Source organism: Bradyrhizobium sp. CCBAU 21365 (genome assembly GCF_015291305.1).
Taxonomy (GTDB): Bacteria; Pseudomonadota; Alphaproteobacteria; order Rhizobiales; family Xanthobacteraceae; genus Bradyrhizobium; species Bradyrhizobium elkanii.
In genome coordinates this window covers 2,329,952-2,354,307 of sequence record NZ_CP030036.1, presented here as the reverse complement: position 1 = coordinate 2,354,307, position 24,356 = coordinate 2,329,952, and the positions used below count along the sequence as shown (strand labels likewise).

The window sequence follows — 24,356 nt, the reverse complement described above, 5'->3', positions numbered from 1 at the left end:
CGCTGCCCTAACGGGCGTTTCCTCCCTTGCCGCCGGTCCCATGGATCGGCTGCTCTCTTCGGTATCGGATCAACGCTTTCATGACTGAGGAATCATAGATCAATCTGCAACTCGACGACGACGGAGGGGAAATTGTGCATCGTGGGTTGACAACTATTTATGCGACATAGAGGCGTGCATTTCAGCATTCGAGAAGTGTTGCCGGGCCAGTGGCGCTACAGTTTTGAAGTCGATGGCAAGATGATCAGTGGCAAGAGCCGAACCAAGCCTCAACCTCTCGCGGTCCGTCCGGTCAAGGATCGCATCAAACGTGAATTGAATCGCAGCACGGAACATATGAGTTGATATAGGGGCGCTCTCCTGTCCCAAATGCCATTGACGAGGTGCGAAGCCGTGGGTGCGAATATTTCAAGGCAACCTGCTTGCGTTGATTCGCGAGCCTTGAACTTCTCTCTAAGGAAATCGGCCCATGGCTAGATGCACAGCACCGGTACGAGGTCATCGCACAGCAAGCGCGGCAGCAGAGTGCCCTGCATGTAGTGGCCGCTATCGCGGCTTCAGTTACCCGTCGTATTCCCCGCCCTCCACTCCGACTTACACCCCGTCCTACCCCTCGCCGGGAGGCAGCGGCAGCGGCCGAAGCAGCAGCGGCGGCGGCGGGTCCGGCAGCCGCGTACGAGCGAGATGGTCGCGCCCCGGTTCGTCCGTGTTGTACACGCCCGCCGAAGTGCGGGCACTCACGCCCATCCGCGAGAACGTCGAGAAACAAGCGTCCCTTGACCGTCGGGACGTCTTTCTCTGCCATGCGTGGGACGACCGGCAGGGTGCTGCCAAGGAACTGCACGATTTGCTCGAAGCGCGCGGTGTCAAGGTCTGGTTCAGCGAGAAGGACGTAGACCTCGGCGTGCCGTTGCTCCGCGCCATCGACAAGGGCTTGGCGAATTCGCGGATTGGGATCGTGCTGGTCACCCCCGCGCTGCTGCTCCGCCTCCCAAAAGAAGGCATCGCCGACAAAGAACTTTCGGCGCTCCTCGCTGGTGAGCGTCTCGTTCCCGTCGTGCACCAGACGACGTATGAAGCTCTCCGCGAGGTTAGCCCTCTGCTCGCTTCGAGAACCGGCCTAGACACCGCAGAAGCACCTATGGCGGACGTCGCTGCCAAGCTCGCCGAGGTCGTCCTATTGCCCTGATGGCCGCTCCACGCACAAGCGTTCCGGGCGCTGCCGCGCGAGTCATGCCACAGGCAAAGACGTCTCGTCGACGTGCACACTACTTTTGGCTATCCGGAGACCCACGGACGTGCTCTCCACCAGTAGTTGCGCTTAGTAACGGACGGGCTGGGGAGGCTCTTTAATGAGGAATTTGGGAATAGTGGCGCTCGCCGCCACCTTAGATGGTTGTGCGTCGTCGGCTGCCGATATCACGCCGAACTACGTTTCACCTGTGATGTATCAGTCCTACACCCGCCAACAGCTCGCCCTGGAGGCGCAGGGCGTATCTGCGCGCGCAGCTGCCCTCTCGGGTGCTCAGGACAGTCAGCGCACAAAGGATACAATAGCGACGACAGCCGCAGTCATCGTTTTCTGGCCCGCAGCGTTCCTAGTTGGCCGTGACAAGCAGACCGCAGCCGAGCTCGGTCAGATGAAGGATCAGATGGTCGCAATCGAACAAGCCTCGATCGCTAAGAAGTGCAATATCCAGTTTCAGAATAAGCCGCCGCCGGGAACAACCTAACGCAGTCCGTTTTTTCGACACCCCACGCGGAGCACCCGCCGAGTTGAACGCCGCGCCATGACCATCCCGCTCATCTCCGCCATTTCCCTATTGCTTTGTGTTGCGGGCCCGGCAGCCGCCGAATGCGGAGAACGGGGCGGCCCCGGTTATCGTGGCCCGAATGGCAAATGCGTCGGATGGGCTGAGATAGGCCGCATATGCGGCAATCCGCCCGCAACTCGATGTAGGCCTGAGGCAGTTGCGCCGCACGCAACTGATGCAGCCGGCCACGGTGCGAAGATTGAAGAGCTGCGCCAGCCGCAGAAGAAGTAACGGGCTCCCGCGCCACCAAGTAGCAGAAGGGCTACCGGGGGTCTGCCTGGCGTTGGACTTAGATTTGGTGATTTTGATCAGCGTCCTCCGGGTTAGAGCCGAGCCAGTGTCCTGAGCAGTTGCTCGGCTTGTTTTTCAATGACATCTAAATTCATGCCCTCGAGAACACACGACGTAAAAATTGGGGCGCGCATGCCCGCCTATAGAGAGCAAGGCGGTTAGGGTGCCGCATGATCCGAGATGCATCACAAATGAACCCATTGAGTTGATCTGTAGCTTAGCCGAGCAAATGTGGAGGGTAGTATGGCCCTGCACTTCAGCCGCGTCGACACCGGCGATCTGAAGCTATGGATCGCAAGCAGTGACGACTATTCATTCGTTATCAGCGACGAGAGCCGAAGCGGACCTGGCTTGCGTGGAGAACCCGGCTTTGTTGCGTCATATCGGCCAGACTTTCTGAATAAGCCCGCGGCTCAGGTGCCCGGATCGCCCTTCGGAGCATTTGCTGAAGCCGAACGTGCCTGCAATGCGTTCCTCGGCCACCCAATTATGGAGGGATGACGACCCGAGGCCGGTCGAGTGCGGTCCAAAAAGCCGCGTAGTGCATGCGTACGAAAAGCCTGCGATCGGACCGCTAAAGCATGATCCGGAAAAGTGCGAAGCGGTTTTCCGAAAAGATCACGCTCAAACAAAGAGCTAAAGCGCGATGACGATTCAACCTAATCACATCGCGCTTTAGAGGCGCGCCCCCTCGCTCAGCGCTTCTTGACTGCCGGTGATGAAGGGGATCAATCGGATCCGCTGACTGTTTGAAGAGCAGCCGAGCAGGAAAGCGGCGCGGACAGGCCCGGGAAAGCCAAAAAAGAGCAAAGTAAGGCAGGATTACTGATTGAAGCTGGCGCCCCTCGGCGCATAGTCACGCAATGATCGAGCAACGACCAGCTTTCATGGCTTGTAAAAACCCCGGCTCCGGCTGGAGGATCGATATTCTGTGGGCCGACGGCGAAACTGAAGTCATCAAGGGGTTTGTCACGGAGCATGACGCGACAAAGTGGATTTCTGAGCATTCGCTGACGTGCCAACAAAACACGAGCCAACAGCGCTAGCGGTGCGGCCAAGTTTCTGAGCGATCTCGCGCTGCGCGAGTTCAGCTTCGCGGATCATTTGTAGCAGGCGCTGTTCTTCCTCTTCTGCCACAATTGGCAAGACGTTCTCCGAATTGTTTGGTTCTGGAAATGCCTACGCCGCTGACTCGACGAAGGGAGGCAGAGCCGAGCGGACGGCCTCAGCGGCGGGCGCCCCGATGAGGCCCCTCTTTCGCTTGGCGCAGAGCGAGCAGCTGTTGCAGCGGATAATGATCCTGTAGCTGTGGTGCAAGAGCCGGTCCAGAGTCGACGGCAACCTCGGATCAGCGAACACGGTGCCTCCTTCGGCAACGCTAGCATGGCGCCGATTTCGTGGCGACGGCCGACCAGCTGGAAGAACAGATGCGCCGCGTCGGGCTCTGGCTTCACTCAAGTAAGTCAGTGACCTGGAGATTGACCGGCGTAATTCAGCGCGCAGCATTTGATGCCTTCTTAAACCTATCAATGATATCAGAACGTTCCCGCTCCATCGTCGCCAGTACAAGCATTTGGATGGGTCTTCCGCAGCGACGAGACAAGCGGCAGCCCGCCACGACCTCCTGGAGATCCTCGAGGATCGCTACCGCCGCCGCTCCACCATCGTGACCGGCGAGCTTCCCGTCGATCAATGGCACGCACTGATCGGCGATCCCACCTACGCCGACACCGTCCTCGGCCGCCTGGTCCACAAGGCCCACCGGATCGATCTCAACGGCGAGAGCATGCGGCGAAGCTGCAAACCCGGCCGAGAGGCCTAGTAGGTGGCGCTGCGGACATGTGGCATGAAATCATCGCGGCGGAAGGAAGCCGCGAACGCAGCTTGCAGCGTCTCGGCCGACAGAGGAGAAATCCAGGGCAGTCTCCCTAACCAACGCACCCGGCCAACCTCGCAAATTGCTCTCAGAGCATCCGGATTCTTTTCCCCAACAAAGGCAATTCCGAGCACATCGATCTGACGTCTTCGGAGAGCCTCTATGGATAAGAGCGCGGAATTGGTCGTCCCGAGCGCCGTGCTAGCGCAGAGCACAACAGGGAGCCGCCAACGCTCGAAGACGTCAATGTAAAGGGTACCGCAGTTCAGCGGCTCCATCAGTCCGCCGGTCCCCTCGATCACCAGCGGCTGCTCACCGGAGGCCGGCACGTCGAGCGAATCCGTGTCGATACGAACCTCGTCGACCTCTGAGAAACCGTCGGACGAGCCGACCGCATGCAGGCGATAACGCTCTGGCAAGATTCGTTCGGCTGAAAGACCACCGAGCCGAGCGACGCACTCAGTATCGGTCTCTCCTTCCAGGCGAGCCTCAATCGGTTTCCAAAACTTCGCACCGAGGAGATTAACGAGCCCTGCGCAGAAAACCGTCTTTCCAATCCCGGCGCCCGTACCCGCCACCACAATCCGCTGCGGGCTCATCGAGCCTGACCTCTTGTCCCTTCGTCCAAAATATTCAGTATGGTCCTCACGTCTCCTCCCCATGACATTCAGCGTCGGTGAAACTCAAAAATATGGCCAATCGAGAAGGCCGCCTGTCGTTTGTGACGATCCGGCAGCCTACAATCGCGGTACGGTGATCCGGTCCCAATGGAGCACAGGTGGCTCAGTCGCCCTTTCACCTCGCCTCACTGATTTGCACAGCGGCGCGGAGTTAGGGCCATCGCACTGGGCCAAAAGGGGCCTCCCCGTATGACAGAGATTGAGCTTCGAAATTTGTCGCGCGTAGACCGCCTCTTCCCAGAGTTGAACTTGCTGTGTTGTGTCAGGTTAAGATTGCTATCGGCCTACAAATATTGTCCCGATCGTACGAAGACATCCACGTCAGGCAGGATGTGTCCTTACAGATGCAGAACGGTACGCTTCGGACATAAGTCCCGCGCGAAAATGGCTGAGTTCGCCTGCTCTAATAGCGAAGACGTGCTGCATGGCCCTGACATTCACAAGTTCGCAATGGCTCAACGAAGGGATTTGTTGCTCGTTCTCAGCTTCTGCGCGACGCACTGTCCTATGAAGAGGCCAAGCCGGCTCGCTGGTTCCTCGAATCAGCTGCCGCGGAGGTCCCCGCAAAGAGCTACCCGCCTGCGCCCAAAAGAATACGGCGCGCGAGGCCAAAGCAAACTTTCTGTCGCCTTCACAGCATTGCGTGGGGCTTGATCTCGCTATAGGAACGCCCCGAGGCTACTGCGTCACGCTTATCGATCATCATGATTCGTCACATTGTCTTCTTCACAGCCAAGGATGAGGCCGGTATCGACCAGATCGTCGAAGGTCTGTCGATACTCACCTCAATACCTTATGCGCGCCGGCTCGAGATTGCGCTCAACCGCAAGAGCGATCAACTCGGCAACGATATCGACGTCGTTGTGTATGGTGAGTTCGACAGCGAGAGCGATCTGGCTGCATACAAATCGCACGATTTGTATCGAGAAGCGATCCGGCGCGTACGACCACTCCGGGAGCTGCGGCTTGCCGCTGACTACGAGCCATCAACAGATGTGCATTTCGCCGGGATGTCAGGGTTAGCCCAGATAGCACGGCCCAGGCGACCACCTGGCCGCGGATAACCCGATGAGTAGTCTAAGCGCGCCGCCGACGGGACGAAAACTGCTCATTTTCAGGACGGCATCACCTTTAGTGCGGGCTTCACAACGTGCTGCCCTTCGGTAACAGATAACCTCATGCACGTCCTGGAGATGCCGTGGATTGATCCAGTCAAGGCGTTGCGATGCTTTGCGCAGCGGCCGCACCTTACCTTTCTCGATAGTGCGGCAGAGCATGAGGTGCTTGGGCGCTACTCCTATCTGGCCTGCGAGCCGTTCAGCACATATTTTGTGTCGGATGGACAGGCTAGTTGGAACGGGAAGATCGTTGCTGGTGATCCATGGGCCGTCCTCCGCAACCTTCTAGCCAGATATCGAGAGGCGCATCGCCCCGATCTCCCGCCGTTCCAGGGCGGCGCTGCCGGCTTCCTTGGTTACGATCTGAACCGAACGCTGGAGCGGCTGCCGCGGCCGTCGATTGTCGGTCTGCAATTGCCTCAAGCGGTACTAAATTTCTATGACGTGGTGGTCAGTTTCGATCACCGGGACCGCAAGTGCTGGATCGTCTCGACCGGATGGCCGGAGCAGGACTCCGCTCGGCGAACCGAGCGTGCGCGCCGTCGCGCCGACGAGTTTGCGGCGCTGCTAGTCAGGCCAAGGTTGCCGCCGCTCACCATTCCCAGCACTGCGGGCGCATGGCATTCGAACTTTGGCCGAGAAGGCTTCATCGCGGCGGTCCAGCGCGTCGTCGAGTTGATTCTGGCCGGGGATATATTCCAAGCGAACATCGCACAACGCTTTAGTGCCAAGATATCGCCCCTGTTCGATCCCCTCACCTTCTATTGCCAGCTGCGGTTATCGAACCCGGCACCATTCGCTGCCCTCTTGCGCTACGACAAGATGACGATTGCATCGAGCTCTCCTGAGCGGTTTCTGAAGCTCGACGGACGACAGGTCGAAACTCGCCCCATCAAGGGAACAATCGCGCGCGCCGTGGATCCGAAGGAAGATCGGCGCCGCGCCGAAATCCTCCTTGCATCCGAAAAGGACCGCGCCGAGAATATCATGATCGTCGACCTGCTGCGCAACGATCTGTCTCGCGTTTGTACGGACAATTCGGTCGAGGTTACGGCATTATGCAACCTCGAATCCTACGCTTCAGTGCACCACCTCGTCTCGGTTGTCAGGGGCGCACTTGCTGCAAATCAAGACGCCGTCGGTCTGCTTCGCGCCTGCTTTCCAGGCGGCTCCGTGACCGGAGCTCCGAAGGTGCGAGCAATGGAAATCATTGCGGACATTGAGCAAGTGGCGCGAGAGGTCTATTGCGGGGCGATTGGCTTCATCGGATTCAATGGACAGATGGATACCAACATTGCGATCCGCACCGTAATGATTGACGACGACCAGGCTGTGTTTCATGCAGGGGGCGGAATAACGGCGATGTCGGATCCGGAAGCCGAATATGAAGAGACGCTTGCCAAGGCCCAGCGACTGTTCGATGCCTTTAATGCCGATCCGTCCGGTGTATTTTGATCTTCATCATCGACAATTACGACTCCTTCGTTTTCAATATTGCGCGCTACTTCCGCAAGCTTGGTGCAGAAACCAAAGTTGTCCGGAATGACGCGATCCGCTGCGCCGATCTTGTTGCGTTCAAGCCACGGGCGATCGTCATCTCTCCCGGCCCCTGCACACCAATGGAGGCCGGGATATCCACAGCGGTTGTCCGCGAACTTTCGGGCCACATCCCAATTCTCGGCATCTGTCTTGGGCACCAGTGTATTGGGAGCGTTTTCGGCGGCCGGGTTGTGCGCGCCCGTTGTCCGATGCACGGCCGGGCTTCCGACATAGCTCACGATGGCCGAGGATTATTCAAAGAGCTCCCGTCTCCACTTTCTGTTGGACGCTACCATTCTCTGGCGATTGAACTCGGTGAGGCGGACGCGTCGCCTCTCGCGGTGACAGCCCGTTCAAATGAAGGTGAAATTATGGCTTTGTCCCATCGGCATCACCCAACCCACGGCCTGCAGTTCCACCCGGAGTCAGTACTTACCGATCAAGGTGACGCGCTGCTTATGAATTTCTTGCGCTTAGCGGAGAGTTTCCGAGCGTGAAGCCGGAGAGTTTATCGCGCAAGTGGCGCCTACTCCGCAAGATCGAATGGCAGGCTGCGTGCCTTTCGAATCTAGCCCTGTAAAACGACGAAACAGCTTCGACCTGTTGAAGGTGTAACCGAAAAGAAGAGCTCGGTTTGTACGCCGCGTACGCAACTTTTGCTTTTGCTACAGGCTGAATTGAATTACTTGAAGCCAGCACGCGTAGACCTCGCATCACCTTCATTCGGTGAATCGGGATCATCTTCTAGCCAAATTGCAAATTTGTTTTGCGAGATCCGCCAGGAGATTGGCGGTGCCTAAGCGGTATACTCTCCTACCGCTGCCCTAACGGGCGTTTCCTCCCTTGACTTGGCCGCCGGTCCTATGGATCGGCGGCTCACTTCGGTATCGGGTCAACGCTTTCAGGATTGAGGGAATCATAGATCAATCTGGAGCTCGACGACGACGGCGCTGGGGGCCATTGTGTATCGGGATTGAAACTATTTATGCAGCATAGAGGTGTGCAATTCAGCATTCGAGAAGTATTGTCGGGCGAGTGGCGCTACAGTTTTGAACTCGATGGCAAGACGATCAGTGGCCGAACCCGAACGAGGTTGGAGCTTCTTGCGGTTCGTCGGGTCAAAGATCGCATCAATCGTGAATTGAATCGCGCACGGAACATGTGAGTTGATATAGCCTCTTCCTTGGCGCGTTCGCGATCGCGATACTCTCGTTCGTTCTCGAAAGCGAGTGCGGCCTTCCGGTCGGCGGTTCTCTTCAGATGCTTCTGCGCCTTGCGGCTCGGCGACTTGCGGTATGCCTTCTTCCAACTGTCGTCTATGGCGAGACCAGCAGGCAGTTCGTGCGTTTTCCTTGAACTTCCCGCTTGAGCCCACGGGACGCTTCAGAACGACGCCCGGTGCCGCCGTGGTTCCTGCGATGACGTCTGGATCCTCACTTTCCTTTGCCGCGCCCTGATGGAAAAGATTGCTGTCCGAGCCCCAGGCTTTCAGAGCCAGCCTTCATCGACGGAGCCGCGATCGCCAAGTCGAAGAAGCCGAGCGGGGTTTGGTAAGTCTTCAGCTTCCTAGCCATGCCTAAAGCGCGGCGGGACACTTGACGGGAGACGGACGCAGAAAGCCTTTCCAGTTGGCACGGGGCGCCATGAACCGATACTCCGTTTCGGGGCGGGTCTAAATTCAAGACGGCTATCTAAACCCGGTTCCGACTGAGCAGGTCTCAAAAACAGCGATGTCGTCGGCTTTTGCCGCACCGCACAAAAAATTGCGGTGCTAGACTTATTCAACCCTCCGTCTCTCCCGGTTGACCTACACAGCCGTTCACTTATTGTTCCGCGCTGATTAAATCACCACTAAGTCCCCCCTCTGTTTGCAGCGGCATTCCATGAGAGTTGATGCACGTGAGCTATTCAAACATGTCACCGCCGAAAAGTCCGAACTCTATCGGAAGATCATGGATGCGTTCGCCGCGGCCAAGCGACAGTTCCGTCTCCATCTCAGACCCGACGAAGTTCTTGGTGAAGCGCAGTGGAATGCCGCACCTCCCAGGATCGAAGATCTTCAGGGCGCATTGGCGCAACTAACCGAATGGGGCAATCTCGAGTCGCAGCCTGACACGGCCCGTGTCGCTAGCATCAGCGATTTCTATCGTGCGCGTTTCCTCTATCGTCTTTCTGAAGGCGGGGAGGCGGTCGAGTCAGCCCTTGCTGTATTCAGCCAAGCACTAAGGCGGCGAGCCGAGCTGCAGAGCGTTGCGCTCGAAGACATCGCAAAGCAGCTGCAGGTTCTACGAAACCTCGCGCAAGAACCGGTGTTCGACGCCGCGAAAATTCATGAGACGCTGCGTGATTTGGTTCGAGTCTTCGAAGGTCTCGCCGAAAACGCCCAAGCGTTCATGGTTAGCATCGGACGCAGCATCGAGCTTCAACATTCGGATACAAACGCAATTATCGCCTACAAGAAGAGATTGATTGACTATCTTGATCGATTCATCGGTGACCTTGTCAGCCGCTCGGGTGGTATTGCGCAGCATCTTGTCGCGCTTGACCCAGTCATTAGCCCCCTTCTGCAGCAGGCGTCACAACGCGAATCGCGAGACGCGGCTCCTGTACAAGAAAACGAACAGGAAAAGCCTTCAACGCAGTCGCTTGATGCTTGGACAGAGCGATGGAAGGGACTGCGAGGATGGTTTGTCAGCGCGGGAAATGATCCGCCGCAAGGCGAAGTGTTAAGATCGAGGGCTCGATCTGCTATCCCGCATCTGCTCGCGGTCATCGCTGCATTGAACGAACGCCGCAGCGGTCGCAGCGATCGATCCGCGGACTTTCGTGTCCTTGCCCATTGGTTTGCGGATTGCGCCAGCGAGGACGAGGCACATCGGCTTGCCCGCGCTGCGTTCGCACTCAATCCGGCCCGGCACTTCCTGATCGGCGCGGAAACAAGCGATCTGCCGGCTACGACGCCTTGGAATGATGCTCCGCCCGTGCGCATACACCCGCGCTTGCGCGAATATGGCGAGATGGCTCCGCGTGGCCCGCTCCCGCGCGTGCAGGATCGTCAAGCCGAGCGAGAACGACTCCAGGCGCAATTGACGGAAGAAGATCGTGAAATCCAGGAGGCGCGCTCGCGGCTCGCGAGCGGCGAGCCCACGCGTCTGTCCGAGCTCGGCGAGCTCGATCGTCACGGGTTCCACCTGTTTCTCACCCTGCTAGGTGAAACGCTTCCAGCGCAGACACACCCCGACGAGGTTGTCGAACGACAAACTGGCGACGGCCTGTTGCGGGTCCGCCTGGAGCCGCTCGACGCAGACTCGACTGCAGAGATCGCAACCGAAACAGGGCTGTTCACCGGTCGCGACCACCTTCTCACCGTGACGTCGATGGAAGCGCGACATGAGTAGCGTGACGGAACAGCAGGACGGTCAAATCCGGCGTGGCGACGCCGGACACCCGGATGGCAAGGCGACCCGCGTCCAGAGCCAGCACATTGGACTGCATCAAGCACGCTACGTGCGAGAGGAGATTTCAACCGCGCTTCGCGCTCTCTTAATGACACCGCTGATGACGTCAGCGCATCCTGATTTCACGGCTGTACGTCGACATTGCGAAACCCTCAGAGAATGGTTCGCGCGCGAAACGGGATGGATACTGAATGTCGAGCGCGACTGCGCTCGTCTCTTCAAGCGTCCTGCTGATCTTCTCGATTCCACGCGTGGCTTCCCGGATTACGATAGACGCCGCTATATCCTGTTCTGCTTGGCGTGCGCCGTCCTTGAGCGCGCCGATCCGCAGATCACGCTCCGCGTTCTTGGCGATCGGCTGCTTGCATTCGCCGCGGAGCCTTCACTGAATGCCTTTGGCTTCAGTTTCACGCTGCAGACGCACCACGAACGACGCGAACTTGTGGCCGTCTGTCGCCATCTTTTAGACATTGGTGTTCTCGTTCGCGTCGCGGGTGAGGAAGAGGGCTTCGTGCATCACGTTTCCGAGACTTCCGAACATCTGCATGATGCGCTCTATGACATCCAGCGTCGCGTCCTCGCCGGGATTCTTGCCGCAGTACGCGGTCCTTCAACATGGGCCGCAGAAGAAGCGCCGCAGGATGTAGAACAGCGGTTGCAATCGCTTACCGCTGAACATGTGCCGGACAGCGACGACGGCCGCAGGACCGCTACACGGCGTGACCTGTCGCGACGCCTCCTCGACGATCCGGTCGTGTACACCGACTCACTCGATCCAGTGACGCGCGCGTACTTCTTAAATCAGCGTGGCCCGATGGGAGCTCGCCTTGCGGAAGCTGCTGGTCTCGTTCCCGAACAGCGCGCGGAGGGATTGGCGCTTGCTGACGAAACCGGAACGCTTACCGATCTTTCCATGCCGGCGGAAGGCACCGAGGCGCACGTCACGCTCCTGGTAGCTGAGCATCTTGCGGGTACGCTCCGCGATGGAGGCGAGCCTGAACATCAGATCTCAACTGAAGTCGACATCACGAATTTCATAGAGAGGGTGCGAGAACGCTATGGCCGTTATTGGCGAAAATCTGCACGGGAACCAGGCATGCAACGTGAACTGGCACGTATCGCATTGGAGCGGTTGCGCAAGCTTCGTTTGATCTCAATGTCGGCGAACGGTGTCCGTCCGTTGCCTGCAATAAGTCGCTTCGCCGTCGGACAGGCGGAGATTCGGGAAGCCGGCACGGCGCGCAAATCAGCCGGCCAGCAAGATCACGATGCGCAATAACGGAGCCCAGCCGGACCTGCCCGCTCCCGCCCGCGAGCGGTGGCAGCCGCTTCGCCTCGGATTGGTCGATCTCTTTCACTACGACAGCGAGGAGTTCTGGTTTCGCGATGGACACCTGCTGCTTCGTGGGAACAACGGGACCGGAAAGTCCAAGGTGCTCTCCTTGTCGCTTCCATTTCTGTTTGATGCCCAGCTGAAATCGTCCAGAGTCGAACCGGACGGCGACACGACGAAGAAGATGGCCTGGAATCTGCTGCTCGGGAAGCACGAGCGCCGGATGGGTTACACCTGGATTGAATTCGGGCGCTTGTCAGAGGACGGACAGCCACGGTACCTCACTCTGGGCAGTGGTCTGTTGGCGGTCGCGGCACGGCCGAACGTCGATAGCTGGTTCTTCATTCTTGACGGTCAGCGCATTGGTGAAGACGTGTGGCTCACGAGCCCGCATCGCGTTGTGCTGACCAAGGAGAAGCTTCGAGAGACCCTGGCCGATCATGGGCAAGTCTACGACACGGCGGCCAGCTATCGCCGTGCGGTAGACGAACATCTCTTCCAATTGGGTCATGCGCGCTATTCGGCGTTGATGGACACACTGATCCAGCTTCGGCAACCGCAGCTATCGAAGAAGCCGGATGAAGGTAGTTTGTCGGCCGCGTTGACGGAAGCACTCCCTCCCCTGTCCACCGATCTTTTGACCGACGTGGCCGATGCGTTCAACCAACTTGAGGAAGACCGTCGCCAGCTGCAGGACTACCAAGCGCTCGCTCGTTGCGTCGGTCAGTTTACGGATCGGTATCGGACTTACGCTAGGACGCAAACACGACGACAGGCGCGAGGTCTGCGTAGCGCGCAAACAGGCTTCGACAATGCCAGTCGTGCGGCTAATGAGGCTCGCTCTGAGCTCGCAGCTCTAGAAGCGGCGGAGGAAGAGGCTAATGGCGCCCATGGCGCTGCAGAAGAGATCGTGGCCACAAACCGAACGCGCTGGGAAGTGCTGCTATCTGACCCGGCGAACAAGGACGCAAATCGACTGGATTCTGCCGCAAGAGAAGCGAGCGATCGCAAACGTGAGGCCGAACAGGCCAACGCAAGGTCAGCGGCATCGAAGAGCCGCTTTGTCAGCGAACAAAGCGCTACATTTGAACGGGGCGAACGCGTCGCCAGCATAGGCGGCCAGGTACTTGAGGTTAGAGAAGCCGCCTTGCCGCTCGCTCAGCTCAGTGGCACCGACCAACAGTGGAACCAGGGACCTCTGACCGGGTCGGATATCGCCGAGCTCGCTGAATTGAACGAGCTGGCTTGCGAAGCTGCAAAAAGCGATCTGCAGCAAATCATTGAGCGACGTCGTGGACAGGTTGCGCATGTGAGGAGTCTACGGGGAGCCGTCGACGAGGCCGAGCGGGATCATGACGCGAAGGATCGGTCACATCAGGAGCGGCAGGAGGAAGCGAAGGCAGCCCAGGCCCGACGTGATGCAGCGGATCAGGCCGTGGAAAGTGAGGGACGTGCACATCTTGATGCCTGGGCGACGCACTTTGGTACGCTGCAGCAATTGACGTTGCGAGACGCACAAGGATCGCTGAATTTGCTCGCGACGTGGGTTGTTACCCTGGAGGGGGAGAACCCGGCGCGCGGTTCGTTGCAAGAAGCTCAGCAGGTCGCCAGCGAGCGCCTTGCCACGCGCCGTTCGGCGCTCATCGCTGAACGACGGGCAATCGAGAACGAAGAGGCGGATCTAACGGCCGAGCGTGAGCGCCTTGAAAAAGGCGTGGACGCTGTACCGTCCATTCCGCCATTTCGCGCGGCGGGGGTTCGAGTTGACCGCAGTGGCGCGCCTCTGTGGCAGCTGGTTGATTTCCACGAGCGTCTTGATACCTCGGAGCGCGCCGGCCTCGAAGCCGCACTTGAGGCATCGGGACTTCTCGATGCATGGGTCGAGCCTGACGGAACTGTGCACATTCCGAGTGGGCCGCGACGGCTCCATGATACGGAACTCGTTGGACGTCCGTGTCAGGTGGAAACGTTGGCGCACTGGCTGCAGCCTGCGGGAGATCAAGTCTCGGCGGACATTGTCACAAGCCTGCTACTTGGCATGAGCTGCACGGAGCAAGATAGCGGCGAGGCGGAGACCTGGCTATCGCCGACCGGATGCTTCCGAATTGGCGCGCTCTCCGGCGCCTGGTCCAAACCCATTGCAATCTATATAGGTTATGCCGCCCGCGCTGCGGCTCGCGCGCGCCGGCTTGAGGCTATCTCGGTCAGGCTTGACGAGCTCGCTCAAGCACGAGCTGCTCTCGAAGATCGCTTTTCGGAGCAAGCGCGCGACCAAGAGCGTGCCGCGGAGGAGTGGCGTGGTGCCCCTGGAGACGATTCATTGCGAGCCTGCCACGCCGAAGTAACATCGGCTGCCCGTGAATTTACCTCGGCTTCCGGTCGGCTCGAGCAAGCCGCGCAAAGACTGGCGGAATCTGTCGAGCGCCGAAGCAGTGCGCGCTCGATCCTGCATAAGGACGCTCAGGACCTGCATCTTCCCGACGACTACGCTCAATTGAACGCCGTCGACACCACGCTTGCGCAGCTGACGGAAAAGGTATTTGCGCTCGCTCATGCGGCTCGCGAGTTGCGCCAGGCTCAATCGGAATTGCTGAAACAACAGAACCGTGAACGAGATGCCAAACAAGAAGCGGACGCAAATATTGCGCACGCAATCGAGCAGGGGCGCAATGCCAGCGAGGCGAGGATACGGCTGGAGACGCTGCAAGAAACCGTAGGCGCGAAGGTTGCCGAATTACAAGCCAAGCTTGAGACCGCCCGAACCGCGCTCGAGCTCAGCGAAGCTGATTTGAAGAGAAAGGGAGCAATTGCCCGAAGCGCGAGTGAGGAACGGGCGCGGGCGGAGCAAAAAGTGACCTCAGCCGACGAGCTATTGCAGGAGCGGATTGCAGGGCGTCAACAAGCCGTTGCTCGATTGCAGGGATTTGCTGCAACCGACCTTCTGCCGATCGCCCTTCCTGAAATTGACCTACCTGACTCTCGAGCAGCATGGACGATTGAGCCGGCGCTGACGCTCGCGCGCCGAGCCGAACAGGCCCTATCAGACGTTCCGCATGATGATGAGGCGTGGAAGCGGATCCAAAGTCATCTCTCTGTGGATTACACCGAACTCAGCCGCGCCCTTAGCGCGCTCGGTCACCAGGCCCAAATGGACCAAACGGCCGACTATGGACTGGTGGTCACTGTCGTCTATCAAAATCGGCCGGAAAGGCCGGATCGGCTTACGGAACGGCTCAAGCATGAAATTGCTCAGCGTCGGGAGCTGCTGACGGCACGCGAGCGAGAGATACTGGAAAATCACCTCCAGGCCGAGATTGCCGCGGCGATCCAGCGATTGATGCAGGATGCAGCTCGGAAAGTCGATGCCATCAACGAGGAGCTGTACAAGCGACCAACGTCGACCGGAGTCCGCTTCAGGCTGCAGTGGCTTCCGCTGGCCGAGGGGGCCGAGGGGGCGCCCGTTGGATTGGATGCTGCCCGAAAGCGGCTGTTGAACACAAGCACGGATCTTTGGAGTCCCGAGGACCGCAGCGTGGTCGGAGCCATGTTGCAGGATCGAATCGATATCGAGCGGGCGAATGCGGATTCGACGACGGGCGGTAGCCTTCTCGATCAATTGAGCCGAGCTCTCGACTATCGTCATTGGCACCGGTTCACCGTCCAACGTTGGCAGGACAAGCAGTGGCGCAAGCTGTCCGGGCCTGCATCGAGCGGCGAACGCGCGCTTGGCCTGACGGTCCCGTTGTTCGCGGCGGTCGCCAGCTTTTATAGCCAGAGCGGCTCGCCCCACTCTCCGCGCCTCGTGTTGCTCGACGAGGTTTTTGCCGGCATTGACGATTCTGCGCGGGCCCACTGCATGGCATTGATTCGTGAGTTCGACCTCGACTTCGTCGTAACAAGCGAACGCGAGTGGGGGTGCTATGCTGAACTACCCGGCGTCTCGATCTGCCACCTTCAGAGAATTGAGAATATCGATGCAGTACACGTCTCCCGTTGGACCTGGGATGGCCGCGCCAAGCAGCGTGAAAATGATCCAAATCGAAGGTTTGCAGGCGCATGATTGAAGGGGACGGCCGTCTCCAGCGTCTGCTCGGCGGCGATGCGCGGGCTCCGCTTAGAAAGCGTCTTCGACAGCGCTTCGAGCGAGGCCCCGTGGATGGAAAGATACAGGGGTTTCGGCTTTCGAATCTCAGCAGCGCCGAGCATGCGGCACTTGCCGGGCTGATGGGTCGACCGACTCGTTTCTCAAGTTCCATGCAGGTCGATGTGCAAATGATCGACGCCGCCTTGAGCCGAGCAGGTGTCGCACCGTCACTGCGCGACGCGCTGGAATCAATAGACGGTCCGATCATTCACGCAGAGACGGCTCGGGCCGAGTTGAGAGCAGGATGGTCGAAGGCGCTGTCTGGCGCAACCCATCAGGATCTTTCGAGCTTTCTCCAAACGCCCTTCGGGATGGGCCTGGTGAAGCGGCTCTCGAATGGTGACACAGACGTCGCCACCCGACTTTGCTCGCAGGCAGATATTGTGCTCAAGCTTCTACCAGCCAAGGGTATGACCCGGGCACAGCTGGCGGCGAAAAGCCTTGGCGACGCGCACGCGCTCGACACGGGACAAGCCGTAGCGACGTTGGTACTCGCGATTTGGCGCAAGGTGAATCTCGACCGGGACATTTGCGACGACGCGCCAGCGCTTGAGAGCGCCAGGGTTCGCGACAATGGCGAGGAGCGGATTCGTGACATTTGGGCCAAGGCAGGAATTCTGGTCAATGAACTCGCACGGCCTGCCCTGTTTTTGAACCTCCAGATCAGCAGCGGCCGCTTGTTGCCGCTGCCGTCAGGCGAGCCAACTTACGCCTCACTGCGCTTTTTGTTGCGGTCCGATCCCCTCTGGATGGTCAAAGGACAAGACATCTACGTTTGTGAAAACCCGAATGTTCTCGCGATCGCAGCCGACGAACTTGGCGTGAACTGTGCGCCCATGGTGTGCACTGAGGGAATGCCTGCCGCCGCCCAACGCGCCATATTGCAGCAACTCGCAATCGCGGGCGCCCGCCTGCACTATCATGGAGATTTTGATTGGCCAGGCTTGCGCATCGCCAATCACGTCATCCGTGAGTTTGGGGCCGTACCCTGGCGGTTCGACGCCGAGGAATATGTGGCGGCAGTGGCACGAGCGCCGCGTCCCGGCTTTGCATTAGCCGGCCTCGAGGTCCACGCCTTATGGGACGATGCTTTGACAGCATCGATGCGAACCCACGGTCTTGCGATCGCCGAAGAGAGCCTGACCGACGACTTGTTACAGGATCTGGCTCGATGATCGTCCGATCTACCCTCGTGATATACGGGCCATTGGCGACACGAATGCAGCGTCTTGCGGCGGCGCGCCAGGGAAACATCGGACGTGAAACCCTTACCCTTCCACTTGTCGCCCCACGTCTCGTCGGCGGTTTTATACCCCCAGTAACGACTGGAGATCTCCATCCTGCGATTCGGGCGGCATTGGCCGGCGGAAGTTCCCAGGACCTCGGTAACGTCCCGAGCCTGCCGGGGATGCCCCGCGCCGTTCATCAGGCGCTCGATGCGGTGTGGCGTGCGGACATCGACCTTTCATCCCTTCCCCATGACGTCGGTCGCTTTGCTGATCTGTTGCTGCTCGAGACCCGCTTAAGGGAACTTCTTCCTTCCTCCAGGAGACTGCCGCGTGATCTGCGTGACGCCGCGATGTCGCGCGTGTTCCGATCGAAGACCTGCTTGGGCCTGTCACACTGGAAGGGATTGTCGAGATCGACGCGCTCTAGTGCCTTTTGCTTAACGAAATCGCTAGGTTCACCGATCTTGCGTGGGATACCCCTGTCCAGAGTGAGAATGCATGGTTCAAAGGCACGGTTTGCCGTAGACCTCAATTGCTCCGGCCGACGTTTCGGCTGGCCACCTGCTCCAGCTTGATTTCTGGCGCCGATTTCTGAATGCGCATTGCTTCGCGAAGAGACTGGATCTCGATGGGACACGGCTCGCCCTCCTGCACAGCACCGCCCAAGACAAATACCTTCAGCTCCGCAACATTCAGGCGACCATCATCGACGATATGCAATCTGCGGATATATTCGGTTTTCATCGTGATAGAATGTATAAGCGCTGTCGGCTTTGGTTAGCCCATGTAGCCGTATTCCTGCATCTCTCAGCTCATCGATATCCATCTGAATGGTCCTTAGCATAACGACCTCATCGGGTTTTCGTCCATGAGGCTGGAAGAGCGCAGGGCAGCTGCAGCAGCGCTGATCAACATGATGGAGATCGTCGATGCCAGCCACTTGGCTGGGCTACGCCGGCTGTGCCGATAGTGGCGACGGCAATTGCACGCCCCCTGATGGCTCCTTTCGTAGGCGGATGTTGACAAGCGACTATAGGTATATTACTATAATTGTGTGAATGATCTACTGCGCACGATCAAACCCACCGTATTCGTGGGTTCGAGCAAGAAAGACCTGCGGGCATTTCCCGCGGCCGTCCGAAGCGAGATCGGCCAGTCCCTTTTCGAAGCGCAGCTTGGCGAACACCCGCGCAACGCGAAGCCTCTAAAGGGCTTTGGCGGGGTTTTGGAGATTCGCGACAATTTCGACGGTGATACCTACCGCACCGTCTACACAACGCGTTTAGAGGGCGTCCTGTACGTCCTGCACGCATTCCAGAAAAAGTCCACCAGCGGCATTGCCACACCGCAAAGACACATTGACCTGGTCCGGCAGCGCCTACGCGACGCCGAGGCCATTCACAGGGCAACAAAGGGAGACCGATAATGAGCACGAAGAAGAAGCTGCCCGCCCATAGCCGGGGCTCCGGCAACATTTTCGCTGATCTCGGCCTGCCGAACGCCGAGGAGCACCAGCTCAAGGCTGCTCTCGTTGTCCAGCTGAAGCGGTTGATGGCGGAGCGGGAGATTACCCAGACCGAAGCCGCCAAACTCGTCGAGATGAAGCAGCCGGACCTGTCCAAACTGCTTCGGGGGCATTTCAAGCTGGTTTCGGTGGAAAAGCTGCTGCGGATGCTGACAGCGTTCGATCAGGATGTCGAAATAACGGTAAAGCCACATCGGAAGCGTGGCGAGGTCGGCCGGATCACATTCATTCCGGCCTAGTACCACTGCTGAACGGGAGGGGTCATGACATTCAAAGCGACCGCGGCTGGGGCCGCGCATGAACCTACCCTTCACTGTCCCAATTGCAACCACGAGATTCGGCTCACCGAATCGCTCGCCGCTCCCCTCCTCGCGGAGACCCGGCAGCGTTTCCAGGAACAACTCGCCAGCAAGGACGCCGAGGTCGCACGAAAGACCGAAGCAATCCAACAGGAGCGCGAGAAGCTTCAAAAGGATCGTGAACAGGTCGAGGACCAGGTCGCCAGCCGACTGGCGGCGGAGCGAAGCCAACTCGTCGCCGCAGAAGCGAAAAAGGCGCGCGAGACAGCCGCGGCCGAAGTCCAGGCCCGGACGAACGAGGCGGCCGAGCTTCGCCAAATGCTCGACGCGAACAACGCCAAATTGGCGGAGGCGCAGCAGGCGCAGGCCGAACTCATCCGCAAGCAACGCGCACTCGATGAAGAGAAGCGCGAGCTTGATCTGACCATTGAGAAACGCGTTCAGGCGCAGATTGACCCGATCCAGATCAAGGCCAGGCAGGAGGCCGACGAGGCGGCACGGCTGCGCGTCGCCGAAAAGGACCAGACCATTGAATCAATGACGCGCACCATCGAGGAGCTGAAACGCAAGGCTGAACAAGGATCGCAGCAGTCCCAGGGCGAGGTGCTGGAGCTTGAGCTGGAGGAATTACTTCGCGGCCGGTTTCCGACCGACACGATTGAGCCGGTCGGAAAAGGCGAGCTTGGCGCCGACGTGATCCAGCAGGTCAACGGGTCGATTGGCCAGCCTGCTGGCATTATTCTCTGGGAGACGAAGCGTACCAAGGCGTGGAGCGACGGCTGGCTTGCGAAGTTGCGGGACGACCAGCGCCGCTCCGGCGCCGACGTCGCCTTGATCATCTCCCATGTCTTGCCTAAACATATCGAGCAGTTCGACCTGGTCGACGGCATCTGGGTGGCTCATCCGCGTTGCGCATTGCCCGTAGCGGTTGCGCTCCGCCAAGCGCTGATCGACGTGAGCACCTCGCGCCTCGTCCAACAAGGTCAACAGACCAAAATGGAGCAGGTCTACCACTACCTGACGGGAACGAAATTTCGGCAGCGTGTCGACGCCGTAGTCGAGAAGTTCAACGACATGCGCGAAGATCTCGACAAGGAACGCAAATTTATGGGACGCCAGTGGGCCAAGCGGGAGACCCAGATACTGGCCGTCATCGATTCCACGGTGGGAATGATCGGCGACCTTCAGGCCATCGCTGGAAAAGCCATGCCGGAGATTCCGAGTTTGGAGGTGCCATTGCTGGAAAATGACAGCGAACTGGAGCGAAAGCTAGGATAGCACTGCAGCAGCTGGTGCTCCGGAGCCACACTGCTAATCGCAGATGCGATTATGTCAGTTTTCGGAGTCGATCGGCTAGTTGAGCGTACCGGACACCGTTTCCGTCGGAGAAATGCCCGCACCACGCGGCAAGGAACAGCTTCTCTAAATCAAATCTCTTTTCGCGCCGTAGAATGATGGCAATGCGCCAGGGATAGTACGGCGCCGGGACTTCGCCCATCTTCAGGTACTTGGAAAATGCGTCGGCAACGATGGCCGTCTGCTCTCCGAGATTGTTATCAATTGCCCTCAGGTGGTGTCCGAATTCGCCTTCGCTTAGCGAAAGAAAAGCGGGTCCGGACGAGGCTTGATTGCAGCTTTCGCCGCTCGCAAGCATTCGCTCGATAACGGCACGCTGATTGGCGGACATCTACCTCGACCTTATCGGGAGGCAGCTAAGGGAAGCGAAGCCGGCAGCGGCGGCCGCGCGGGATGGATTTGCCGATCCGGCACCCGAAGGGCCGAAGGGAAACCGTTTCCGCCGGTTCTGTGGGTTCCCAGCCTTCGGGCGCGTCCCGCCAGCGGGACCGGGCTCTCGCGAGCCGTCGTCTCGAACCTTTGGGCTACGGGGGGAGGTCTGAGTGCATATGGAATCGAGCAGAGTCAATTGGTTACTACTAGTTTTCACTCGAAATAGCCATTTCAGCGAATGCTGAAGACGATCTTTTCAGTGAAAATTGCTTGACTATTTTCACTGGTATGGCTATTTTCAGCAAATGCTGAAACCATACCCCACAGTGAAATTCGAGAAGGAAGCCGCCCACCGGCTGCAAGCCGTTTTGGCCGAAGTCCCGTTCCTCTCCGTGGTGGCCGTCAAGCAGAACGTCATTGACCCTGATCATCGCTGGGAGCTCGACCTGCTCGTTGAAGTCAAGTCGAATGGACGCCCCCAGAAGATCGTTTGCGAGTTCAAGAGCAATGGCCAGCCGCGCATCGTGCGGGCCGCGATTGACCAGCTCCGGCACTACGTAAAGAGCCTCGACAAGGGCGCGTACGGCGTCGTCATCGCGCCCTACCTGTCGCCCGCCGCGCAGGGCCTCTGCCGTGAAGAGAATATTGGCTTCCTAGACTTTGAAGGCAATTGCCGTCTGGTCTTCGGGGGCGTGTTCATCGAACGCGCGGTTCCTCTCAAGCCCGCGACCGAGCGCCGCGAAATCAAATCGATCTTTGCACCAAAGTCCGCCCAGATTCTCCGTCTGCTGCTACGCGATCCCAAACGTGCCTGGAAGGTCGCCGAGCTTGCCGAACAAGCTAATGTGAGCCTCGGCCATGTCAGCAATGTCCGCCATGCCTTGATTGACCGCGAATGGGCAAGCACCGACCGCGAAGGGCTTAGCCTTATTCGTCCCGACGCGCTGCTCGATAGCTGGCGGGCGGTCTATGAAAAGCCACCAGGCCAGCAGCTTCTCTTTTACACCACCTCACACGGCAGCGCCTTGCAACAGCGCCTGCCGAACGTCCTCGAAGAGGCCAGCCGCAAGGGTGAGGCCATGCTGGCCTCCTTCTCGGCGGCGCAGTGGCTCGCGCCATACGCCCGTATAAGTACCAACTATTTTTACGCCGATGAGAAGGGCCTCTCGGTACTCAAAGAGCGCCTTGATTTGTCCTCCCCGGCACGCGGTGAGAATGTTAGCGTCCTGCAAGTCGAGGACGAGGGACTCTTTCGGGATTCCATCGAGCCCGCGCCGTATGTCCGGTGCACGAGCCCCGTCCAGACCTACCTTGACCTCTACGTAGCCGGAGAGCGCGGAAGGGAAGCCGCCGAGCATCTCCGCGAGGAAAAGCTCCAATGGCAAAAGAAGTGAAGCCCGAGCCGCAGTCCGCTGCCGACTACGACGAGCGCACCACGGCGGCCGTGAAATCCGTGCTGGTCGAAATGGGCCAGATCCTCGGCAGCTTCAAGGGCAAGTTCGCGGTCATCGGCGGCGCTGTGCCCTGGCTCCTGCTTGAGAACGAGGACATGGCCCATGTCGGCACGCTCGATATCGACATCGCGCTCGATGCCGCAGCCCTCAAGGACGACGCCGAATACAAGGCGCTCATCGAAAGCCTAATGGAGAACGGCTACGACCAGCGCACCGAGCTCAAGAAGTTTCAGCTCGTGCGATAGGTCGTCCCCAACGACGGCAGCCCGCCCATCGACGTGATCGTCGATTTCCTGATGCCGCGCCATGTCGAGCTCACCAAGAACAAGCCGGCCCTCATTGAGAATTTTGCCGTTCAGCGCGCAGACGGCGCCGATCTTGCGCTCCAGTTTTATCAGATGGTGGCGATCGACGGCTCGATGCCCTCGGGCGGCAAGAACCGCGTCGAGATCGCGATCGCCTCGATCTCGGCTCTTCTGGCCATGAAGGGCTATGCCATCCAAAACCGGCATAAGCAGAAGGACGCCTACGATATCTATTACTGCATCCGCAATTACCCCGGCGGGCTGCAGGCGCTCGCCGCGGATTGCAAGCCGCTGCTCGAGTTGGCGGAAGGCAAACAAGGCTACGCCCACATCGCCGGAAAGTTTGTCAAGGAAGATGCCTACGGCCCAACGTCGGTGCGGAAGTTCGTCGAGGAAACGAATCTCCTCGGAGACCGTACCCCCGATCAATGGCAACAGGACGCTTTCGGACAGGTGCAGGCCTGGCTGAAGGCCTTGGGGCTGGTCTAGCGGGAACAAGCCCATGGCAAAAACACAGGGCCCTTACGGCGACCGATGCAAGAGCGGCGATGCGCTCTATCCCGCTGCTCGCCGTCGATACGACGGACGTTTTCGATGAGATCGCCGCGGCCAAGCACGAACCGCGGCGAGGTCGGATGCAGGCGGCGCGCGGGGAGGTGCTCGCCGCCTATCAGGGCTACGAGGGTGTCGCTCGATTTCAAATCCCGCGTCGTCAATCTCGACGGCAAGGAGTTCGCAATCATGCGATGGATGGGACCCAGCAAGCCGTTCATCGAAAAATGGAAGCGTGCATCAGCCCACGTCTTCTTCAACGCCGGCGCCTATATCTTTTACCTTGCCGGCCCCGGCGTGGCTTCCCGTCTGGGTGCCCCTGAAGCGCGGCGAATTCGCCCTCTGTGCCCTGACACGCGATGAGTTTTTGCGGGCCGTCCGCTGGGAGGATGGCGCTCCTTGACCCAGAAGTACGAGGAGAAGAAACCAAACGTACTCGATCCACGCCAGTTGGTGCGCATCGAGGCCGTGCATCGTGGCTTCCTGTATCAGCACCTCTATCTGACGAATTGCCTGCTGGGCGCGGGTTCGGTTGGCGTCGACAAAATCGTCGTCGAAGGAGACGAGGACGTAGACTGCATCGGGCGGCCGACTGCTTCTATGTGCAGGTGAAGACGCGGTGGATTCCATTGCGACACTCGTCACGCCGCACGTTTTGAACCAGTCCGCCAGCTCATGCAGGTCTCGCGTGAATGTGCCGAAAGAGCGCACAGGCACGTCAGTGCAAGCGGGGTTCACCGCAGCCATGTGCATCTTTGATCCGATGTCGACGGCGGCGGCCGCGACGTTGACTGGCCTAGGTTCTGGGCGGTCGCCGGCCGTCCTCTTCTTGAGCATGGCAATCCTCCATTCAATAATGAGCAGGAGGGTTTGAGCTATGCCAATCGTCATCTTCCTAATCGGGATCGTCGCCAGGGCGACGTCACCACTCTCAAGTTCGCATGCACCCATGGACCATGTTTTTTAACGGGGATTGTGCCTCCAATAATCGAACGGCCGCTACCCTCCCAG

At 59.1% G+C, this 24,356-nt stretch carries 22 protein-coding genes and 3 pseudogenes; 18 read left to right on the top strand and 7 right to left on the bottom strand.

Features of this window, described 5'->3' with window-relative positions; translation table 11 throughout:
* The first annotated feature begins 174 nt into the window (after positions 1–174).
* The 4 genes from XI02_RS11025 to XI02_RS11010 all read left to right on the top strand — a co-directional run bounded on the left by XI02_RS11025 (position 175) and on the right by XI02_RS11010 (position 2,606).
* Complete coding sequence (locus XI02_RS11025; protein ID WP_155258910.1) at positions 175–345, top strand: hypothetical protein; 171 nt, start codon at positions 175–177, stop codon at positions 343–345.
* 124 nt (positions 346–469) lie between these two features.
* Entirely contained in the window at positions 470–1,189 is a 720-nt protein-coding gene (locus tag XI02_RS11020; protein ID WP_026192349.1) for a toll/interleukin-1 receptor domain-containing protein, read from the top strand.
* A 163-nt stretch (positions 1,190–1,352) separates the two neighbouring features.
* On the top strand, positions 1,353–1,733 hold the full coding sequence (locus XI02_RS11015; protein ID WP_018270047.1) for a hypothetical protein: 381 nt from the start codon (positions 1,353–1,355) through the stop codon (positions 1,731–1,733).
* 615 nt (positions 1,734–2,348) lie between these two features.
* A complete protein-coding gene (locus tag XI02_RS11010) occupies positions 2,349–2,606 on the top strand; it encodes a hypothetical protein (protein WP_080586171.1) in 258 nt (85 codons plus the stop codon).
* 468 nt (positions 2,607–3,074) lie between these two features.
* Here XI02_RS11010 and XI02_RS11005 read toward each other — a convergent pair whose 3' ends face one another.
* Complete coding sequence (locus XI02_RS11005) at positions 3,075–3,251, bottom strand: hypothetical protein (RefSeq protein WP_155258911.1); 177 nt, start codon at positions 3,249–3,251, stop codon at positions 3,075–3,077.
* Positions 3,252–3,615: 364 nt separating this feature from the next.
* A pseudogene (locus XI02_RS46300) lies at positions 3,616–3,693 on the bottom strand (ArsR family transcriptional regulator); the annotation flags it as partial.
* Between the two features lie 21 nt (positions 3,694–3,714).
* Between XI02_RS46300 and XI02_RS11000 the strand changes: the two are divergent.
* A pseudogene (locus XI02_RS11000) lies at positions 3,715–3,927 on the top strand (ATP-binding protein); the annotation flags it as partial.
* On the opposite strand, the gene XI02_RS10995 reads toward XI02_RS11000, so the two are convergent.
* Positions 3,924–4,580 carry a dethiobiotin synthase gene (locus XI02_RS10995; protein ID WP_026192348.1) on the bottom strand — a complete coding sequence of 219 codons (657 nt, stop codon included), beginning with the start codon at positions 4,578–4,580 and terminating at the stop codon, positions 3,924–3,926. The pseudogene XI02_RS11000 and the gene XI02_RS10995 overlap by 4 nt on opposite strands.
* Positions 4,581–5,365: 785 nt before the next feature.
* On the opposite strand from XI02_RS10995, the gene XI02_RS10990 reads away from it, so the two are divergent.
* The 3 genes from XI02_RS10990 to XI02_RS10980 all read left to right on the top strand — a co-directional run bounded on the left by XI02_RS10990 (position 5,366) and on the right by XI02_RS10980 (position 7,815).
* Positions 5,366–5,725, top strand: coding sequence for a Dabb family protein (locus tag XI02_RS10990; protein ID WP_018270042.1), 360 nt, complete (start codon positions 5,366–5,368; stop codon positions 5,723–5,725).
* Positions 5,726–5,839: 114 nt separating this feature from the next.
* Complete coding sequence (gene pabB / locus XI02_RS10985; protein ID WP_028345393.1) at positions 5,840–7,234, top strand: aminodeoxychorismate synthase component I; 1,395 nt, start codon at positions 5,840–5,842, stop codon at positions 7,232–7,234.
* Positions 7,231–7,815, top strand: coding sequence for an aminodeoxychorismate/anthranilate synthase component II (locus tag XI02_RS10980; protein ID WP_018270040.1), 585 nt, complete (start codon positions 7,231–7,233; stop codon positions 7,813–7,815). Before pabB ends, XI02_RS10980 begins: the two co-directional genes overlap by 4 nt.
* 676 nt (positions 7,816–8,491) lie before the next feature.
* On the opposite strand, the pseudogene XI02_RS45245 reads toward XI02_RS10980, so the two are convergent.
* A pseudogene (locus XI02_RS45245) lies at positions 8,492–8,892 on the bottom strand (cell envelope biogenesis protein TolA); the annotation flags it as partial.
* Positions 8,893–9,201: 309 nt separating this feature from the next.
* On the opposite strand from XI02_RS45245, the gene XI02_RS10975 reads away from it, so the two are divergent.
* Genes XI02_RS10975 through XI02_RS10960 form a run of 4 tightly spaced genes read left to right on the top strand, consistent with a single transcriptional unit; the run spans position 9,202 to position 17,428 of the window.
* Complete coding sequence (locus XI02_RS10975; RefSeq protein WP_168857692.1) at positions 9,202–10,716, top strand: TIGR02677 family protein; 1,515 nt, start codon at positions 9,202–9,204, stop codon at positions 10,714–10,716.
* Positions 10,709–12,055, top strand: coding sequence for a TIGR02678 family protein (locus XI02_RS10970; RefSeq protein ID WP_168857693.1), 1,347 nt, complete (start codon positions 10,709–10,711; stop codon positions 12,053–12,055). The genes XI02_RS10975 and XI02_RS10970 overlap by 8 nt, the downstream gene beginning before the upstream one ends.
* Positions 12,045–16,169, top strand: a complete 4,125-nt coding sequence (locus XI02_RS10965) for a TIGR02680 family protein (protein WP_168857694.1) — start codon at positions 12,045–12,047, stop codon at positions 16,167–16,169. The genes XI02_RS10970 and XI02_RS10965 overlap by 11 nt, the downstream gene beginning before the upstream one ends.
* Complete coding sequence (locus XI02_RS10960; protein ID WP_168857695.1) at positions 16,166–17,428, top strand: TIGR02679 family protein; 1,263 nt, start codon at positions 16,166–16,168, stop codon at positions 17,426–17,428. Before XI02_RS10965 ends, XI02_RS10960 begins: the two co-directional genes overlap by 4 nt.
* 582 nt (positions 17,429–18,010) lie before the next feature.
* On the opposite strand, the gene XI02_RS10955 is transcribed toward XI02_RS10960, so the two are convergent.
* Entirely contained in the window at positions 18,011–18,226 is a 216-nt protein-coding gene (locus XI02_RS10955) for a hypothetical protein (protein ID WP_038379230.1), read from the bottom strand.
* A 310-nt stretch (positions 18,227–18,536) separates the two neighbouring features.
* Between XI02_RS10955 and XI02_RS10950 the strand changes: the two genes are divergently transcribed.
* Genes XI02_RS10950 through XI02_RS10940 form a run of 3 tightly spaced genes read left to right on the top strand, consistent with a single transcriptional unit; the run spans position 18,537 to position 20,584 of the window.
* Positions 18,537–18,908, top strand: coding sequence for a type II toxin-antitoxin system RelE/ParE family toxin (locus tag XI02_RS10950; RefSeq protein ID WP_168857696.1), 372 nt, complete (start codon positions 18,537–18,539; stop codon positions 18,906–18,908).
* Positions 18,908–19,246 (top strand): helix-turn-helix domain-containing protein, encoded by a 339-nt coding sequence (locus XI02_RS10945; RefSeq protein WP_035634480.1) that lies wholly within the window; start codon positions 18,908–18,910, stop codon positions 19,244–19,246. Before XI02_RS10950 ends, XI02_RS10945 begins: the two co-directional genes overlap by 1 nt.
* 24 nt (positions 19,247–19,270) lie before the next feature.
* Complete coding sequence (locus tag XI02_RS10940; RefSeq protein WP_168857697.1) at positions 19,271–20,584, top strand: DUF2130 domain-containing protein; 1,314 nt, start codon at positions 19,271–19,273, stop codon at positions 20,582–20,584.
* Between the two features lie 49 nt (positions 20,585–20,633).
* On the opposite strand, the gene XI02_RS10935 is transcribed toward XI02_RS10940, so the two are convergent.
* The gene (locus tag XI02_RS10935) at positions 20,634–20,993 is read right to left on the bottom strand and encodes a hypothetical protein (RefSeq protein ID WP_168857698.1); all 360 of its coding nucleotides are present in this window, start codon (positions 20,991–20,993) and stop codon (positions 20,634–20,636) included.
* Positions 20,994–21,300: 307 nt separating this feature from the next.
* On the opposite strand from XI02_RS10935, the gene XI02_RS10930 reads away from it, so the two are divergent.
* The 3 genes from XI02_RS10930 to XI02_RS45235 are packed head-to-tail and all read left to right on the top strand — an operon-like array spanning position 21,301 to position 23,282.
* Positions 21,301–22,428: a type IV toxin-antitoxin system AbiEi family antitoxin gene (locus XI02_RS10930; RefSeq protein WP_197971328.1), complete on the top strand. Its 1,128-nt coding sequence runs from the start codon at positions 21,301–21,303 to the stop codon at positions 22,426–22,428.
* A complete protein-coding gene (locus tag XI02_RS45240) occupies positions 22,413–22,733 on the top strand; it encodes a hypothetical protein (protein WP_233475653.1) in 321 nt (106 codons plus the stop codon). The genes XI02_RS10930 and XI02_RS45240 overlap by 16 nt, the downstream gene beginning before the upstream one ends.
* A 33-nt stretch (positions 22,734–22,766) precedes the next feature.
* Positions 22,767–23,282: a hypothetical protein gene (locus XI02_RS45235; RefSeq protein ID WP_233475654.1), complete on the top strand. Its 516-nt coding sequence runs from the start codon at positions 22,767–22,769 to the stop codon at positions 23,280–23,282.
* A gap of 303 nt (positions 23,283–23,585) precedes the next feature.
* Here the strand turns inward: XI02_RS45235 and XI02_RS46295 are convergent, their stop codons facing one another.
* On the bottom strand, positions 23,586–24,296 hold the full coding sequence (locus XI02_RS46295; RefSeq protein ID WP_370143838.1) for a hypothetical protein: 711 nt from the start codon (positions 24,294–24,296) through the stop codon (positions 23,586–23,588).
* Positions 24,297–24,356 lie beyond the last annotated feature (60 nt).